Genomic DNA, 15,718 nt, shown 5'->3' on the forward strand with positions numbered 1-15,718 from the left:
TGATGGTGACCATTACGCCCGATAAATGAACGTGATGGAGCTTCTGGGACCGGGGACAAAAACGGCAGCGGGCGACATTAAGGGTGAAGAAGAACTCTTTATCACGGACGATAGCGGCGTTGCTAACAGCGGGGGCCAGGTGGTAAAGGAGTAGAAGTTCAAAGTTTAGGGGCAAAGAACTGCCCTTTTTATTTTTAGAAAAAGGATTCAATGACCACCATATAGAATTTATTAGCAGCAGAACCAAAAACAACATACATACCTGATTAGCTTTTTTAACTAATCCCGAAAAGAAGAGATTTTTTAAGAGAATATGATAGAGCCTATTCATCGCTACCGCGGAAGCTTTCTCGGCCTGGCGGTGGGGGACGCCCTGGGGACCACCCTGGAGTTCCGGTCGCCCGGGTCCTTTGAGCCCATCACAGGCATGGCCGGCGGCGGGCCCTTCAACCTGAAACCGGGTCAGTGGACCGACGACACCTCGATGGCCCTGTGCCTGGCGGAGAGCCTGGTGGAGCGCAGGGGCTTTGACTTCATTGATCAAATGGAAAGATATCTGCGTTGGTATCGAGAAGGCTACCTGAGCAGCACCGGCCGCTGCTTCGACATCGGTAACACAGTCCGATCGGCCTTAGAGCGCTTTGAGCGTACCCGGGAACCTTACTGCGGCTCGACAGATCCCTTTACCGCCGGCAACGGCTCCCTCATGCGGCTGGCGCCGGTGCCGCTGTTCTACGCCCGGAAGCCGCGGGAAGCGGTCGAGAAGGCGGGGGAAAGCTCCCGCACCACCCACGGCGCTAAAGAGGCCGTGGACGCCTGCCGCTACATGGCAGCTCTAATCGTGGGAGCTGTAAACGGCGCATCGAAAGAGGAACTCCTGTCCGACCATTATGAGCCGGTGCCGGGGCTGTGGCGAGAGGCCCCCCTGGCGCCGGGGGTCGCCGCCGTGGCCTCAGGCTCCTTCAAAAGGCGCAACCCGCCCGAAATCCGGGGTACGGGCTACGTGGTCGACACCCTGGAAGCCGCCCTGTGGGCCTTCTACCACAGTTCTTCCTTCCGGGAAGGGGCGCTCCTGGCCGTAAACCTGGGCAACGACGCCGACACTACCGGCGCCGTCTACGGCCAGCTCGCCGGCGCCTATTACAGCGAGGACGGCATACCGGAAGAGTGGCGGGAGAAGATAGCCATGCGGGAACGGATCGTGTCCCTGGCGGAAGGGTTGCTGGCCCTTGCCTGGGGATACCAGCCTTAAAAAGGGTTGAAGGAAATAATAAGGAACCCTACCCTGAACCTGTCCCGGATGTTTAATTATTATCCAGGTTCGTTGTCCGGGCGGCCCTCTCCCTGGCGGCCGATGTTCTAATGATCTTACCCGTCTTTATTCTGGCAGCCCGCTGATGACTACACAGAATAGCTCGTTTATTCAGCAGGGTAATAGGTATGGGAGAGACACCTGGGTATGAGGAAAAAGTCTTTTTAATGGAGTGGTTACATATGGCCTTTCAAACCGCAATTACCGTGATGGAGGCGGTAAAGAGAATAATTGACCGCAGCTACCTTCTGCCGGCTATTCAGAGGGAATTTGTTTGGAGTGAAGAGCAGATCGAGCGCCTTTTTGATTCCATCATGCGGGGTTACCCCATTGGCTCCTTTCTCTTCTGGAAGGTTTCGCGCGAGAACCTCAAAAACTACCAGTTTTACGAGTTCATTAAAGACTACCACCAGCTGAAGTCCCATAACCAAAAGGCCACCCTTATGGGTGATGAAAACATCACCGCTATCCTGGATGGGCAGCAGCGGTTAACCGCTTTGTACATTGGCCTCAAAGGCAGCTATGCCTCCAAAGTCCCTTATATGCATTGGGATAACCCCCAGGCATTTCCCCGGAAAAAACTGTACCTGAACCTGTTGGATGAACTCGGCGCGGAAGAGGAAATGCTCTACCGGTTCAAGTTCCTCACCCAAGAAAAAGCGCAGGAAAGAAGTAAACACAGCTACTGGTTCCCCGTGGGCAAGATCTTAGAATTTAATCCAGACAATCCCTTTGAACTGCACAAATATCTTCTGGAGAACAACCTGACGGCCGAATATGCGGGAAGGTGTTTGTTCCGGCTCAATGAGGTGATTACCAAAAACGCCATTATCAGCTACTACCTGGAGGAAGGCCAGGAGCTCGACCGGGTGCTGAACATCTTTATCCGTGTCAATAGCGGCGGCACCCAGCTCAGCTATTCCGACCTTTTACTGTCAATTGCTACGGCCCAGTGGGAGAACCGCGATGCCCGGGAGGAGATCACCAACCTGGTGGATGAGATTAACCGCCTGGGCAGCGGCTTCACTTTTGATAAAGACTTTGTGCTCAAGACCTGTTTGGTCTTGTGTGACAAGGATATCAAGTTCAAAGTAGATAACTTTAACGCCCGGAACATGCGCGATATCGAGAACCAGTGGGATAAGATCAGGGAAACCATCTTAACCACGGTGGAGCTGGTGGCCGGCTTTGGTTTCAATTACCAGACCCTCACCTCCCACAATGCCATCATCCCCATTTGCTATTATCTTTTTCAAGGGGGCAACGCCCGCGATGTTTTAGTTTCGCCCAGGTATGCCGGCGAACGGGAAACTATGCGCAAGTGGCTGCATCTAGTGCTTTTGAAGCAGACCTTCGGCGGCCAATCCGATGAGGTACTGCGGATCATTCGGGAAGTTATCAAGAACCATCACGTTAGTTTCCCGGCAGACGAGATAAAGGCGCGGCTCAAGGGAACTATAAAAGCCCTGGAGTTGACCGACGAGGAAATCGACAATCTTCTGGAGAACCAATATGGTAAAAAATATACTTTTTCGGTGCTGGCCCTATTGTATCCCAGCCTGAATTACCGCTACAGCTTCCATCAGGACCACATTCATCCCCGCAGTCTCTGTTCCAACCGCGATAAACTGAGAAGGGCCGGGATACCCGATAACGAAATAGATTTCATCCTGCAGAACTACAACAAAATACCCAACCTGCAGCTTTTAGAAGGGGCTGAGAACATTAGTAAAAAAGACCGGCCCTTTGCGGAATGGCTGGAGAAGACTTACCCGGATGCAGTCGCCCGGGAACAGTTTAAAGAGAGGCACTTCCTGACCGGTCTAGACCTTTCCTTGAATAACTTTAGAAGTTTTTACGAAAACCGTAAAAAGGCCCTCAAGAATGCCTTGAAGCAGATGGTGTTATGATGATTGAAATCCTTCCCTTGTTCCTGCGGAAATCTAATTCCAAAGCCTCATGACATCCCCCCACTTTATGGTTACGCTGGAACCAAAGACCGGCTGAGGTTGATTAACCTGGCCGGTCTTTTACATTTTCAGGCGGTGCCGTTCTATCACCGGCTCCAGCCGTACCAGGACGTAGATGACGATGACCATCGGGAAGCCGTAGTTGGCCGCCAGCTTCAGCATTTTCTCAATCGCGATCACCCCCCTCGGTTTAAAAAAGAGGGGCGAGCCCCTCTCTACGCGGCGATAATGTCCGTGACATTCCTGGTAACGATGCGGGCCCCGGCGATGGCCGTCGGTGCGGCGCTACCATCTCTCCCTGGGCTGGCGGGATGTGGGCTACAACTACATAATCGAGGGGGACGGCCGGGTGGTTGCGGGCCGGAGCCTGGACGTACCCGGCGCCCACTGCCGGGACGCCGGGATGAACTTCAAGTCCGCCGGGGTGGCCGTCATCGGCAATCTCATGGACCACCCGCCCACCCTGGAGCAGCGGCGGGCCCTCATCAGGCTGGTGCGGGACCTCTGCCGGCGCTACAACGTCCCGCCGGAGCGGGTTTTGGGCCACCGGGAGGTACCGGGCGCGGCCACAGTCTGCCCGGTGCGGTTTATGGACATGGGGCGGGTGAGGCGGGAAGTTGTAGTACCGGGTGAAACCAGTATTTCCGCTTCCGGTCAGGTAATCGCACACGAGGAAACGGTGGACTGGGGTGGCCCCGCTAATGTCACGGTCGGTGAAGCAGTCGCGCCCGGGGAAGCGATAGCCGGGGGTGTTACCGTTGATGTTGCGACTGAAGATGGGTTCGGAAGTGGGGAAGCATCCCAAGGCGGGCCCGCTGATGTCACGGGTGCCGGCGTCGGTGCCTGGACCAGGGAAGCGGCCCACGGCAGACCCGCTGACGACACGGCAGGCGCAGGGGACGAAAATAGTGATGCAGGTCCCGGCGAAGCAGGAGAAAACGCCGGGATGTAGCGCGGAGAGCAGGCAGGGAAGGAGACGGCGGCCCCGGCCGCTCCCGTAATTGTAGTAGGGCATGACGCCGTTTTTGGGCTGCGGGCGCTTACGGCCTTCCGGCTGTCAGCCGTCGGCCGGTTCCCACCACGTGCCCTGGGGCGAGGCTGAGACCACAACCCTCCAGGCACGTGGTGGGTATGGTTGCAGGTTTAAGCGACGAACGCGGTGGATAATAATTCCAGGATATAATGAAACTGTGGTATACTTAAATCAGTGGAATTGCTGGAAAGAGAATGAGGGACGAAACTGACAGCGCTATTTTAGCAGGGGGGCTAAATATGGGTACCCAACCTGACGATCTGGCTGCTTATTACGCCAGGAAATATCCTTTAACTTATACCGATGATTCTTCGCAAACCGACCCATTCCTAACCGAGCGTTATAAGGAAGCCTGGCAAGTTGCTGCCAGAGCTGCTACTATCTTAAAAGAGAGATATGGTGCCCGAAAAGTGGTAGCCTTCGGCTCCCTTGTTGACCGTTCCTGCTTTACGCGCTGGTCCGATGTTGACCTGGCGGCGTGGGGCATCCCGGACGACCGGTTTTACGCCGCAGTAGGGGCGGTGACGGGTCTAAGTGAAAAGTTTAAAGTTGACCTGGTTGATCCGGAAGCATGCCGGGAATCTTTACGCAGGGCCATCGAAAGCGAAGGGGTCGAATTGTGATTTTTATGCACTTGTTCGCGTTTTTAAAGAGCTATGACAGGTGGCTGTATTAGGAAGGAAACGTGATATATTAAACTAAAGTAACGTATCAGGGGGGAAGTACCAGTGGGCCTCGAGCAAAGGTTTAATGAGCTGGAAACAAGGGTAAATAACCTGGAAAGAAAATTTAATACCGAAATGGAAGTAGATCTCTTAAGAAAAGAATTATCTCAACCTGTAGATAGAAGTGCAGAGGATATAGAGCAGGCCTTAAAAATAATAGGTATGGGTGAAGGCCCGCGGAATATGGCGAAAAACTTGCGCCGTTATCTCTATGAGGGGAAACAATGAATAGGGCCGTTTTTGTTGATGCCTCGGCTTGGATTAGCTCCACCAGAAAAGGAAAGATGCCGCATAAGGAAGCGCATTTTTTTACCACAGGAGAATAGCGGTATAGGTTCCGGGAGGAAGGATTTTATGGTCAAGTTGCCTGAAAATCTGATCAAGGCTCGTTTCCTGATCCGGCCCAACCGCTTTACCGTGATAGCGGAAAAGGCCGGGCAACAGGTAAAGGCTTTCCTGGCCGACCCGGGGCGGCTGGCAGAATTGCTGTTGCCCGGAACCGAGCTTTACCTGGCCCCGGCGCAAGCCGGGGTAAAGCGGAAAACTGTCTACGACGTGGTCTTGTTACACCGGGACGGCACCTTTATTTCCCTGGACAGCCACCTGCCCAACCGCCTTTTTGCCGCTGCCTTCCACACCGGCGGGCTGGAGGCATTTCAGGGCTACCGGCAGCTTACGGCAGAAGTCCGCGCCGGCTCCAGCCGCCTGGATTTTTTATTGACGGTGGGAGGGGAGAAGGAGGCGGGACTACACGTAGAAGGGCTACCACCGTGTTATGTGGAGGTCAAGTCGGTGACCCTGGTAAACAGCGAAAAGGTGGCCCTTTTTCCCGATGCCCCCACCAGCCGCGGCAGCCGCCACCTGCAAGAGCTGATGGCTTTACGGTACAGGGGCTGCCGGGCGGCGGTGGTATTTATAATCCAGCGGGAAGATACCTCGAGCTTTGCCCCCAACGAAGCCACCGATCCCCTTTTTGCCTGGACTTTGCGAGAAACGGTCGCTGCCGGCGTCGAAGTTTATGCCTACCGCTGCCGCATCAGTCCGGTGGCGGCCTGCCTCAGCGACCCCGTACCTGTAAAGCTAACCTGAGCGACCTTTGCTGCAGCCTGCGCCTGGATTAATGTACGACAATGATAAGTATTTACTGGTAAAAATATCCCCGTTGAGGGCAGGAAATTTGCGGTTTACGTCGAATAACTACCACCAGGTGAAGAGAAAATGAAAATTCCTTTTATAGCCTGGCTGTTGCAGGGGTTACCTGAGGCTATTGGCATTGCCGCCGTTATGTATGCAGTGGCAGGCTATGGTCTCCCCTGGCGCTCCATCTTGCCTACCGGTTTGATTTTTGGGGTCTTTTTTTACCTGATACGGTGGCTGCCTATCGCTTTTGGCATTAATACTCTCTTTAACTTCTTGTTTACTATCCTGGTATTTAAAAAAGTTACCTCCTGCAATTTAGCCGTGGCCATAAGAAGTGGAATAACAGCACTAGTAACTGTTGTTGCAGGAGAAATTTTATTCGTGCAGTTTGTTATTTTCGCTTCGGGTTTTAAATTGGAAGACATTTATAGCCATATCTGGATGCGCGTATTGGCGGGGTGGCCGAATGTAGTACTGCTTTTGCTGGTGGCAGTAGTTTCTAACAAGATTTTTAACAGGAGAATGGGTAAAGGGGCTGGACAGGCAGGTGAGTATTAATAAGGCGTCAGGGAGCCTGGCCCGCTATCTGGTTGCTGAGCTAAAAACTACCGGGGTGCAGGAAGAAGTTCTGGCCTACGGGCTGGAGCTGCTCTTTTTAGGAGCGATCGGCTTAATAGCTGTCGCCCTGGGGGGCTTCCTGGTAGGGGCCCCTTCGGAAACCCTGTTTGCTTTGTTGTGTGCCACCCTGTTAAGGCTCCCCGGAGGAGGAATGCATTTAAGCTCGCCAGGTAAATGTTTATCTTTTACAGCGCTAATTTTTAGTATCATGGGCTTCCTGGCTCGCCGGCTGGGCGGATATTTATTTGTGCAGCAGCATATAACCTGGGTAGTTTTGGGCAGCGGCCTTTTAAGTTTGGCCATCAGCGCCTGGCTGGCCCCGGTAACAAGCCCGGCCAAACCGATAAATTCCCCTGTTTTACGGCGCAAGCTCCACCGGGTGGCCGTTGGCATTGCGGTAGTAGTGCCGGTAATTTTGTTTTTCATGCGCGGGCGGTGGCCCTCCCTGGCCCTGGCCGGGGCTGCCGGCCTGGCCTGGCAGGGTGCCATTATTTATCTTGCCAGCGTAAGCCAGAATAAGGAGGTGAAACCGGGATGAAGCGCCTGGCGGTGGTCTTCCTGGCGGCAGTTGCTTTTATGGCTACATTCCTGGCCTATGTAAATGCTGCCTCAGCTTGTTATTTTGGATTTTACGAGCCTGAAGTTCCTCAAAGTTTAAGAAAGTAAACTCGGGATTAAAAACTTAGAGAGGTGGGGTTCACCTCTCTAAAATTTATAGGGAAGGTTTAGCATGAAATGGAAGGAAGCGCGGAGCCGGAAGATAGCTGAATATGTCTTGTTTTTTTACTTGTGCGCTTTGACCGTAATGGGTATAGCTTTATTAAGTGCTATGGGCCTTCCTTTTAGTCCTATGGCGATGTATAACTATTATCAACTCGGTATTGCTTTGGGTGCGTTTGCTTTAGCAGGAATAATTTATCTTACAAAAGATTATGTAACAGTTCTTACTTCAAGCGAACCATCACGCCCCATTAGTTTGCTAATTAGCTTTCTTATCTGGGCCTTTACCATAGCTATCGTCTTTATTGCAGACTTCCATGGTAGTTCCTTTAAAGTCCTTTACTTTGTGCCGGTGATCTATGCAGCTATAAATCACGGGCAAAAATATGGCCTTATATTTTCTTGTTTATGTGTCATCCCTCTCATTATCAATGACTTGTTACATTATTCTCCTGACGGGGTCAATAAAGCTTTAGAAGCCGATCTGGTCCTCGGCCTGATTATCTTTATGGCCGCCTGGCTGATCGGGGGATTCCTGGATATAGAAAGGGATACCATAAAGAAACTGGCAGAACTGGCTAATCGAGACGACCTGACAGGCTTGTGGAATAAACGTTATTTTTATCACGCCTTGGAAGACCTGTTTGCCCGGGCTAAAAAGGAAAATTTAAACCTCTCCCTGGTTCTTGCCGATGTTGACTACTTTAAAACGTACAACGACGCTTTGGGCCATCTTGAGGGAGATAAGGTTTTAAAAAAAATTGGGGAGATTATTGGCCATGCAGTTACATCAGAGGCTGTAGCTGCCCGTTATGGAGGCGAAGAGTTTGCTGTACTGTTACCCGGGTACTCCAGCCAGCAGGCACTTACTGTTGCTGAACAGATTCGTAAAGAGGTCGAGAATTACTCTTTCTTTGGCCAAGAGTACCAACCGGCCCAGAAGATCACCCTGTCGCTGGGTATTGCTACTTACCCCGTTCATGCTAATACATCCATAGAACTTATTCGCCGGGCCGATGATGCCCTCTTCCGGGCCAAATCGGTACGTAAGAACAGGACGGAGATCTATTTTTCCGTTTTAGACGAGCTTTGCACCTCATATAACAGTCCGGGTGAGGACCTGCTCCATACGTTGAAGACCCTGCTCAGTGTCATCCAGGCCAAGGATCGCTATACCCGCGGGCATTCCGAACGGGTTACAGAGTATGCAGTAGTTGTGGGCGAATATCTCAATTTAGCCGGAGAAGAGTTAAATACCCTGAGACTCAGCGCTTTTCTCCATGATATCGGTAAGATAGAGATAGAACGTGAACTTTTAAACAACCCGCTTCCTTTAAACGAGGAAGAGCGTTTGCTTTTTCAGCAACACCCGGTCTGGGGGGCCGAAATAGTTCGTTCCGTACCCCTGCTGGGCAAATGCACTCCCATAATTCTTGCCCATCACGAGAATTTTGACGGCTCGGGTTACCCTTCTGGACTGAAAGGTGAGGCTATACCCCTTGGTGCCAGGATTTTACGAGTGGTGGACAGCTTTGATGCCATGGCAACCAATAGACCCTATCGGCGGGCTTTAACTGTCAGCCGTTGCCTGGAAGAACTCCGGCGAGGGGCCGGAACCCTATATGATCCAGAAATTGTTACGGCCTTTCTCAATGTTTCGGATCGCATTTTCCGCTTGCTGGCAAGTTAGCGGGGAGTTGCTGAGTTAGGTTCAAGGCGCGGGGAGGATTCCATGGCCCTGGGAGCGAAACTTAATTTAAACTGAAATGCGTTATATATAAAAACATTAGGAAGCAGGAACTGGTATGGCTGTTTACCGGCTGGATACATGCGGGGAAATGTGCCCGATACCGATTGTGCGCACAAAGGTCAAGCTCAAGCAGCTGGCCCGCGGCGATGTACTTATCGTTACCAGTGACCACAGTTGCACCAGCCAGTCCCTGGCCGAGACGGTACAAAAAATGGGGTACCGCGTCGAGGTCAGGGGGGTAGCCCACGGCATCTGGGAAGTTGTAATTGAGAAGGGGTAAGGTAGAGAGATAGAGGAGGGCCGCCTGCAGGCTTAACAGAAAGCCTTCTTATTAGTCAACAGGAAACGAAAAAACTTCTTTTGCAAACTTGTGGCCGGTTTGCCGGCCGGGTAAACAATATTAAAGGTGCTGCGAAAGGAAATGCCGTCCACCTGCAGGGCTTTTAAAGTGCCGGCCTGGATTTCCCGCCGGATGGCCAGGCGGGAGAGGAGGGAGACCCCGTGGCCGGCGGTAATGGCCGATTTAATGGCGTCGTTAGAATTTAACTCCAGGACAACATTCAGGTTGGCAATACTTAGACCCTGCCCGGCCAGGGCGCGGGCAATCACCCCGCGGGTACCGGAGCCCTCTTCCCGCAGGATTAAGGGTAGGCGGCAGAATTCTTCTAAAGTCACCCTTTCCTGGCCCTGCCAGCCGGGAGGTACAATTAAAAGGAGTTCATCTTCAGCTACACCCCGGGTGGCCAGGCCAGGCTGGTCGACAGGTCCTTCAATGAGGCCGATATCAATGGTTCTATCCAGCAACTTCTGGATGGTTTCTTCCCGGTTGCCGACCAGCAGCTTGATATTGGCATCGGGGTATCTTTCTTTAAAGCTATAAATGGTGCAGGGCAGGGCATAGCTGCCGATGCTGCTGCTGGCGCCGACAATAAGGCGTTCCTGGCCGCTTTTCCAGTTGTTGAGGTCGCGTTTCAGGTTCTCGGCGAGCTGGATAAAGGTCTGGCCGTATTCGTAAACGATTTCCCCCAGGGCCGTTAACTCCACCCCCCTGGTAGTGCGGGTAAAGAGTTCAACGTCCAGGTCATTTTCTAACAGCTGGATTTGATAGCTCAGGGAAGACGGTGACATGTGCAGGAGGCGGGCTGCTTCAGAAATGGATTTTACCTGAGCTACCGTGCAAAAGGCCTGCAGGTGGTGGAGGTTCATGCACCAGACCTCCCTGATGGATGGTTACGTTTTTATTATAACATATCACAACCATCTGGTGGATAAGGCGGTAAGCACCATGGCAAAGGAGCTGCAAAAGGAGTTACAATTGGCTGAACAGGTTAAGGTTAACCTCAAGTCCCAGGAACCTTATGCCCTTGGTGCAGCCCTGCTTGCTGCCGGCATCTACTGGTGGCTGCAGGGACACGGGCCGGGCCTGGGCGAAGCCTGGCTTTTTGGCCTGGCCTTTGGCTTTGTCCTCCAGCGCAGCCGGTTTTGTTTTGTGGCCGCTTTCCGCGATCCCTTTATTACCGGTAACACCTCCGTGAGCCGGGCCGTGGTCATCGCCCTGGCGGCAGCCACCCCGGGGATGGCCCTGGTGGCCTGGAGGGGGGTTACCCTGGCGGATGTTCACCCGGCAGGCTGGCATACCCTGGCCGGCGGCCTCCTCTTCGGTATGGGGATGGTCCTGGCCGGCGGCTGCGCCAGCGGCAATTTAATGCGGGTTGGCGAGGGGCACCTGCTGCAATGGCTGGTCCTGGGCGCCTTTATCGGCGGCTCCCTCTGGGGGGCCCATGATTTCGGCTGGTGGCACCAAGTAAGCATCTGCCGCTCTCCCACCCTGTTTCTACCTAAAGTGCTGGGGTGGGGGCCGGCCCTTGTTATCCAGCTCCTGGCCCTGGGGCTGATTTACCTGGGCTTAAGGTACCTGGAAAACCGGTCTTTTCCTGGTTCTACCCCCGCCTGGAGGCCGCGGCAGCCCTTTCGCCTGCGTTACCTGTGGTCCCGTCCCTGGCCTTACTGGACCGGGGGACTGGCCCTGGCGGTCCTGGATGTGGCTTTAATCTGGCGCGGCGGCCAGCCCTGGGGTATTACCACCGCCTTTAGCTACTGGGGCGCCTGGCTCTGGAAGGCTTTTACCGGGGCACCGCCGGGCTGGTACTATTATTCCCTGCCGGCCCACAGCCGGGCTTTGAGCCTGGGGTTCCTGGCCGAGCCCCGTACCCTTCTGGACCTGGGGCTCATCGGAGGGGCCTTTTTAGCCGCCCTGGCAGCTTCGGAATTTCGCCTGCACTGGCCGCGGCGCTGGCCCCTGGTACCGGCCGCCTTAACAGGCGGGCTGTTAATGGGCTACGGGGCCAGGATTGCCATGGGGTGCAATATTGGCGCCCTTTTCAACGGCATCGCTTCCTTCTCCCTCCACGGCTGGCTCTTCGGTTTGGGCCTGGCCGGCGGCGCTTACCTGGGGAGCAAGCTCCTGCTCCGTTTCCTGGTATAAATCTGCAACCTATCGAAAGGTCTGGTGGCCGTCGAAGATACCGTTAGACAATTACTGCACCAAAAGGCCGCCAGGCCGCATGATTCCTGGCCAAGGGGAGCTTTTGCAGCTCCCTTTTGGCTTTACCGGGGTATTCCAGGGGGGGCAGGAGAAAGGGAGGTTGACTGGTAAAATATATTGTGAAAGTAACATTGAGGGCAAATGACAGGAGAGGTGAATGTGTTAGCGCCAACAGGAAACATTAATCCATTTTCGGAGGTGAGGGCATGTTGGAACAAAGAATAAGCCGGCGAACCTTCCTGAAAGGCTCCCTGGTAGCCGGGGCCCTGGCCACCTTTGGCGGTAAGCTGGTGCCCCTGGAGCAGGCGGAGGCGGCAGAGGCAACATCCCCGGCAGCTTCCCAGGTCGTTCCCACTATTTGCGAAATGTGCGGGGTCAAATGCGGTATTCTGGCCCATGTCCGGGAGGGCCGGGTATGGCGCCTTACCGGTAACCCCAGGGACCCCCAGAGCAGCGGCCGTTTATGTGCCCGGGGCAATGCCGGAACCAAAACTCTTTATGATCCCGACCGCCTGAAGGGTCCCATGAAAAGGGTGGGCGATGGGAAGTTCCAGCCCATCGGCTGGGAGCAGGCCTTTAAGGAAATTGGAGCCAAGCTCCAGGAATTGAAAGGCCGTTATGGCCCCCAGACCCTGGTCTGGCTGGCGCACCCGGAGCTTATTTCTCCCTTGGAGAAGCATTTCATGGCTGCCTTCGGTTCCCCCAATTATACCGGCCATGGGCCGACCTGTTACAGTAGCCGTAACGTGGCTTTTGAGCAAATGTACGGCGGTGTCCCGGGGGTTGACTACCGCAATGTCAGGTACTACATTGCCTTTGGCCGTAACCTCACAGGAGGTATTAAAAACCCTGATATTCAAAAGATCGTTGCCGCCAGGGCAGAAGGCGCCCACCTGGTGGCCGTAGACCCGCGCCTGAGTGATTTTGCCTTCTTTGCCGATGAGTGGCTCCCCATCAGGCCGGGTACCGATCTGGCCCTGGTCCTGGCCCTGATTAACGTTATCATTAATGAAAACCTCTATGATGCCGCCTTCGTGGCCGAACGCACGGTGGGCTTTGCTGAATTAAAAGCCGGGGTGGCTACTTATACCCCTGAATGGGCGGCTAAAATCACGGGAATTGACGCGGCGACCATCACCCGCCTTGCCCGGGAACTGGCGGCGGCCAAACCGGCGGCAGCCGTCGATCCCGGCTGGCATGCCGTTACCGGTTCCCAGTATTACAACAGCGTCCAGGCGGCCCGGGCCGTAGCCGCCCTCAACGCCCTGCTGGGCAACCTGGGTGCCAGAGGCGGCCTGGCCTTCCCGCCCGGGATTAAACTGGGTGATCCATCCAGTATCATGGGCCCCAAACCGCCGGCGGCAGCAGGGCCACGCTGGGATGGGGCCGGCAGCGAGAAATGGCCCCTCAATAAGGCCCACGGCATGATCCAGGTTTTCCCTGAGAGGGTCAAGGAAGATAAACCCTACCCCCTCAAAGCGGTAGTGATCCAGCACCTGAACCCGGTACGCTCCAGTACGGATTCCGGGGCCTTTATTGAGGCGCTGAAGCAGCTGGAGCTGGTGGTGGCCATTGATATCCAGATGAACGATACGGCCTACTATGCCCATTATGTGTTGCCGGAAGCCACCTACCTGGAAAGGTACGACCCCCTGATGACGGCGGGCAACAAAGTGGTGTTGCGCCAGCCGGCAGTAGAGCCCCTTTTTGATACCAGAGGTGCGGAAGAAATCATCGCCGGCCTGGCTAAAGCCGCGGGCCTAAGCGCGTACTTTAACTTTACCCTGGAGCAATATAACGACGCCCTGCTGGCTCCCCTGGGCCTGACCCAGGCGCAGCTGGCCCGGGTAGGGGTAGCCGAAGTAGAAGCCCAGCAACCCGATTACACCAAACTCAAGACGCCTTCCGGCAAAATTGAGCTGGCCTGCCAGGCCTTTGTCAAGGCCGGCAGCACCCTGACCCCGGCCTGGGAGCCGCCCCTGGTGGAACCGGGGGAAGACGAGTTCCGCTTCATCCAGGGCCATGTACCCATGCACACCCATACCACTACCGACAACAACGCCTACCTGCACGCCATCATGCCGGAAAACGAGCTCTGGGTCCATCCCAGCCGCGCCGGCAAGCTGGGCATCAAGACGGGGGATCTGGTCGAAGTGGCTTCCCGGGTAGGCAAGGTCAAGGTGAAGGCCCGGGTGACGGAGGGCATCCATCCCGAGGCCGTTTTCCTGGCCCATGGCTTTGGCTGCGGTGTTCCTTTAAGAAAGCTGGCCTATAACAAAGGAGCCAATGATAGCGCTTTGATACCAGTTATTACGGCGCCTGTCTCCGGGGCGGCGGCCCAGTGCGAAACTCTGGTGACGGTACGGAAGGCAGGGTGAGTTTAGATGGCCAGGTTTGGTATGCTTGTAGATCTAACGCGTTGTATAGGCTGCTACGGCTGTACCGTGGCCTGCCAGGCCAGGTGGGACTTATTACCCCAGGTGCAGTTTACTAAAGTCCACCGTTATGAGGTGGGTACTTTTCCCAGGGTCAAAGGCGGGGTGGTAACCACCCAGTGCATGCACTGTGACGATCCGCCCTGTGCCCGCGTCTGTCCTACCGGAGCTACCCGGAAACGTGCCGACGGTATTGTTGTAGTTGACGAGCAGGAGTGTATCGGCTGCCGTTACTGCCAGTCGGCCTGCCCCTATGACGCCCGGAGCTTTAACCCGGAGCGGAATATCGTTCAGAAATGTTATTTCTGCTATGACTTTGTAGAGCAAGGGGAAAAACCGGCCTGTGTGGACACCTGTATGGCCGGGGCCAGGATTTTTGGCGACCTGGAAGATAAAGGGAGCGAGTTATCCCGGGCCATAACAGCTAAAAAAGCCGTCCAGATCAAAGGAACTTCTATCTTTTACGTACCGCCGCGGAACCTGGATACCTCCGTCCTGCCCGCGGATTTCCAGGAACCCGGGGCGGTACGCATCTGGCAGGACATTGTCCATCCGGCCGGGAAAACCGTGATGGGCCTGGCCGCCGGCGCCGTAGTTGCCGGTTTAGTAGTTAACACTGTTAATAAAAGCAATAACCATAAATGAAAGATTTTAAGGAGGCGGGTGACAATGCCTGAAGAAAGAGTGGAGCGCTTCAACCTGGCTGAGCGCCTGGGTCACTGGAGCCATGGCATCACTTTTGTCGTCCTGTTGCTGACGGGTTCAGCCCTGGTCTTCCGCGGTTATGCCGGCCTGATAGGGCCTGAGGGATTGCGCCTCTTTCGCAGCCTTCATCACTTGATGGCCTATCCCTTTACCTTCCTGACGGTAATTATCCTGCTGCTTGGCACGCCACGTACGGTCGGGCAATGGTTCAAGGAGTGCCTTACCTGGGGGCGGGACGACTTGCGCTTTATTGCCGCCTTCCCCAGAGAATTTTTCGGGCTGAAGGTGCAGTTACCCGAGCAGGGCAAGTTTAACGCCGGCGAAAAGCTCAATTCCCTCCTGACCATTGCCGGCTCCATCTTAATGGTTGTTACCGGCTGGATCTTGCTCCTGCGGGATAGCGTTGCCCCTGCCCTGGTGGCCTGGGCCCTGCCCCTGCACTCGGCCGGGGCCCTGGTCATGGGCGGCGTCATCCTGGGCCATATTTACCTGGCCCTGGGTCACCCCAATTCCCGGGAGTCCATCAACGGCATGCTTTCAGGTAAGGTATCCGCCAGGTTTGCCCGCGAACATCATGCCCGCTGGTACCGGGAACTACAAGCCGGAGACTTTCAGGGGAAAAAACAACAAAAAATCGCTTAAAGGTCCTGGCCGATGTTGCCCTGGAGCAATTCCAGGGCAATAATATTGTCAGGGGAAGGAAAAGTCTATTCTATGGCGAAATAACTAGCAGCTGTGATCTAGCCAAGGCAGGTACAGGGGAGA

Annotated in this window: 18 protein-coding genes; 16 read left to right on the top strand and 2 right to left on the bottom strand. The window is 54.8% G+C overall.

Annotated features, from left to right (window positions below; all coding sequences use genetic code 11):
* The first annotated feature begins 25 nt into the window (after positions 1-25).
* The 3 genes from MGLY_RS18480 to MGLY_RS08335 all read left to right on the top strand — a co-directional run bounded on the left by MGLY_RS18480 (position 26) and on the right by MGLY_RS08335 (position 3,222).
* A complete protein-coding gene (locus tag MGLY_RS18480; protein ID WP_277997910.1) occupies positions 26-154 on the top strand; it encodes a hypothetical protein in 129 nt (42 codons plus the stop codon).
* A 162-nt stretch (positions 155-316) separates the two neighbouring features.
* Positions 317-1,252, top strand: coding sequence for an ADP-ribosylglycohydrolase family protein (locus tag MGLY_RS08330; protein WP_156276307.1), 936 nt, complete (start codon positions 317-319; stop codon positions 1,250-1,252).
* 188 nt (positions 1,253-1,440) lie between these two features.
* Positions 1,441-3,222 (top strand): DUF262 domain-containing protein, encoded by a 1,782-nt coding sequence (locus MGLY_RS08335; RefSeq protein ID WP_246187453.1) that lies wholly within the window; start codon positions 1,441-1,443, stop codon positions 3,220-3,222.
* A gap of 120 nt (positions 3,223-3,342) precedes the next feature.
* On the opposite strand, the gene MGLY_RS08340 is transcribed toward MGLY_RS08335, so the two are convergent.
* On the bottom strand, positions 3,343-3,462 hold the full coding sequence (locus MGLY_RS08340; RefSeq protein WP_211662111.1) for a YvrJ family protein: 120 nt from the start codon (positions 3,460-3,462) through the stop codon (positions 3,343-3,345).
* 97 nt (positions 3,463-3,559) lie between these two features.
* On the opposite strand from MGLY_RS08340, the gene MGLY_RS08345 reads away from it, so the two are divergent.
* From MGLY_RS08345 to MGLY_RS08385, 9 genes are all read left to right on the top strand, one after another.
* A complete protein-coding gene (locus MGLY_RS08345; RefSeq protein WP_156272979.1) occupies positions 3,560-4,234 on the top strand; it encodes a peptidoglycan recognition protein family protein in 675 nt (224 codons plus the stop codon).
* A 320-nt stretch (positions 4,235-4,554) separates the two neighbouring features.
* Positions 4,555-4,938 (top strand): nucleotidyltransferase family protein, encoded by a 384-nt coding sequence (locus tag MGLY_RS08350; protein WP_156272981.1) that lies wholly within the window; start codon positions 4,555-4,557, stop codon positions 4,936-4,938.
* Between the two features lie 105 nt (positions 4,939-5,043).
* Positions 5,044-5,268 (top strand): hypothetical protein, encoded by a 225-nt coding sequence (locus MGLY_RS08355; RefSeq protein ID WP_156272983.1) that lies wholly within the window; start codon positions 5,044-5,046, stop codon positions 5,266-5,268.
* A 126-nt stretch (positions 5,269-5,394) separates the two neighbouring features.
* On the top strand, positions 5,395-6,129 hold the full coding sequence (sfsA, locus tag MGLY_RS08360) for a DNA/RNA nuclease SfsA (RefSeq protein WP_156272985.1): 735 nt from the start codon (positions 5,395-5,397) through the stop codon (positions 6,127-6,129).
* 129 nt (positions 6,130-6,258) lie between these two features.
* On the top strand, positions 6,259-6,738 hold the full coding sequence (locus MGLY_RS08365; RefSeq protein ID WP_156272987.1) for a hypothetical protein: 480 nt from the start codon (positions 6,259-6,261) through the stop codon (positions 6,736-6,738).
* Entirely contained in the window at positions 6,728-7,336 is a 609-nt protein-coding gene (locus MGLY_RS08370) for an accessory gene regulator ArgB-like protein (RefSeq protein ID WP_170290979.1), read from the top strand. The genes MGLY_RS08365 and MGLY_RS08370 overlap by 11 nt, the downstream gene beginning before the upstream one ends.
* A complete protein-coding gene (locus MGLY_RS08375) occupies positions 7,333-7,464 on the top strand; it encodes a cyclic lactone autoinducer peptide (protein ID WP_156272990.1) in 132 nt (43 codons plus the stop codon). The genes MGLY_RS08370 and MGLY_RS08375 overlap by 4 nt, the downstream gene beginning before the upstream one ends.
* 163 nt (positions 7,465-7,627) lie before the next feature.
* On the top strand, positions 7,628-9,208 hold the full coding sequence (locus MGLY_RS08380; RefSeq protein ID WP_170290980.1) for a bifunctional diguanylate cyclase/phosphohydrolase: 1,581 nt from the start codon (positions 7,628-7,630) through the stop codon (positions 9,206-9,208).
* A 115-nt stretch (positions 9,209-9,323) separates the two neighbouring features.
* Positions 9,324-9,548 (top strand): sulfurtransferase TusA family protein, encoded by a 225-nt coding sequence (locus MGLY_RS08385; RefSeq protein ID WP_156272994.1) that lies wholly within the window; start codon positions 9,324-9,326, stop codon positions 9,546-9,548.
* Between the two features lie 32 nt (positions 9,549-9,580).
* On the opposite strand, the gene MGLY_RS08390 is transcribed toward MGLY_RS08385, so the two are convergent.
* Complete coding sequence (locus MGLY_RS08390) at positions 9,581-10,474, bottom strand: LysR family transcriptional regulator (RefSeq protein WP_156272996.1); 894 nt, start codon at positions 10,472-10,474, stop codon at positions 9,581-9,583.
* Between MGLY_RS08390 and MGLY_RS08395 the strand changes: the two genes are divergently transcribed.
* The 4 genes from MGLY_RS08395 to MGLY_RS08410 all read left to right on the top strand — a co-directional run bounded on the left by MGLY_RS08395 (position 10,473) and on the right by MGLY_RS08410 (position 15,595).
* On the top strand, positions 10,473-11,753 hold the full coding sequence (locus tag MGLY_RS08395) for a YeeE/YedE family protein (RefSeq protein ID WP_170290981.1): 1,281 nt from the start codon (positions 10,473-10,475) through the stop codon (positions 11,751-11,753). The two genes, MGLY_RS08390 and MGLY_RS08395, sit on opposite strands and share 2 nt — an antisense overlap.
* Positions 11,754-12,019: 266 nt before the next feature.
* Positions 12,020-14,191 (top strand): molybdopterin-containing oxidoreductase family protein, encoded by a 2,172-nt coding sequence (locus tag MGLY_RS08400; RefSeq protein WP_156272998.1) that lies wholly within the window; start codon positions 12,020-12,022, stop codon positions 14,189-14,191.
* A gap of 6 nt (positions 14,192-14,197) precedes the next feature.
* Entirely contained in the window at positions 14,198-14,893 is a 696-nt protein-coding gene (locus MGLY_RS08405) for a 4Fe-4S dicluster domain-containing protein (RefSeq protein WP_156273000.1), read from the top strand.
* A gap of 24 nt (positions 14,894-14,917) precedes the next feature.
* The gene (locus MGLY_RS08410; protein ID WP_156273002.1) at positions 14,918-15,595 is read left to right on the top strand and encodes a formate dehydrogenase subunit gamma; all 678 of its coding nucleotides are present in this window, start codon (positions 14,918-14,920) and stop codon (positions 15,593-15,595) included.
* The last annotated feature ends 123 nt before the right edge of the window (positions 15,596-15,718 follow it).

Source organism: Moorella glycerini, from assembly GCF_009735625.1.
Taxonomy (GTDB): domain Bacteria; phylum Bacillota; class DSM-521; order Neomoorellales; family Neomoorellaceae; genus Neomoorella; species Neomoorella glycerini.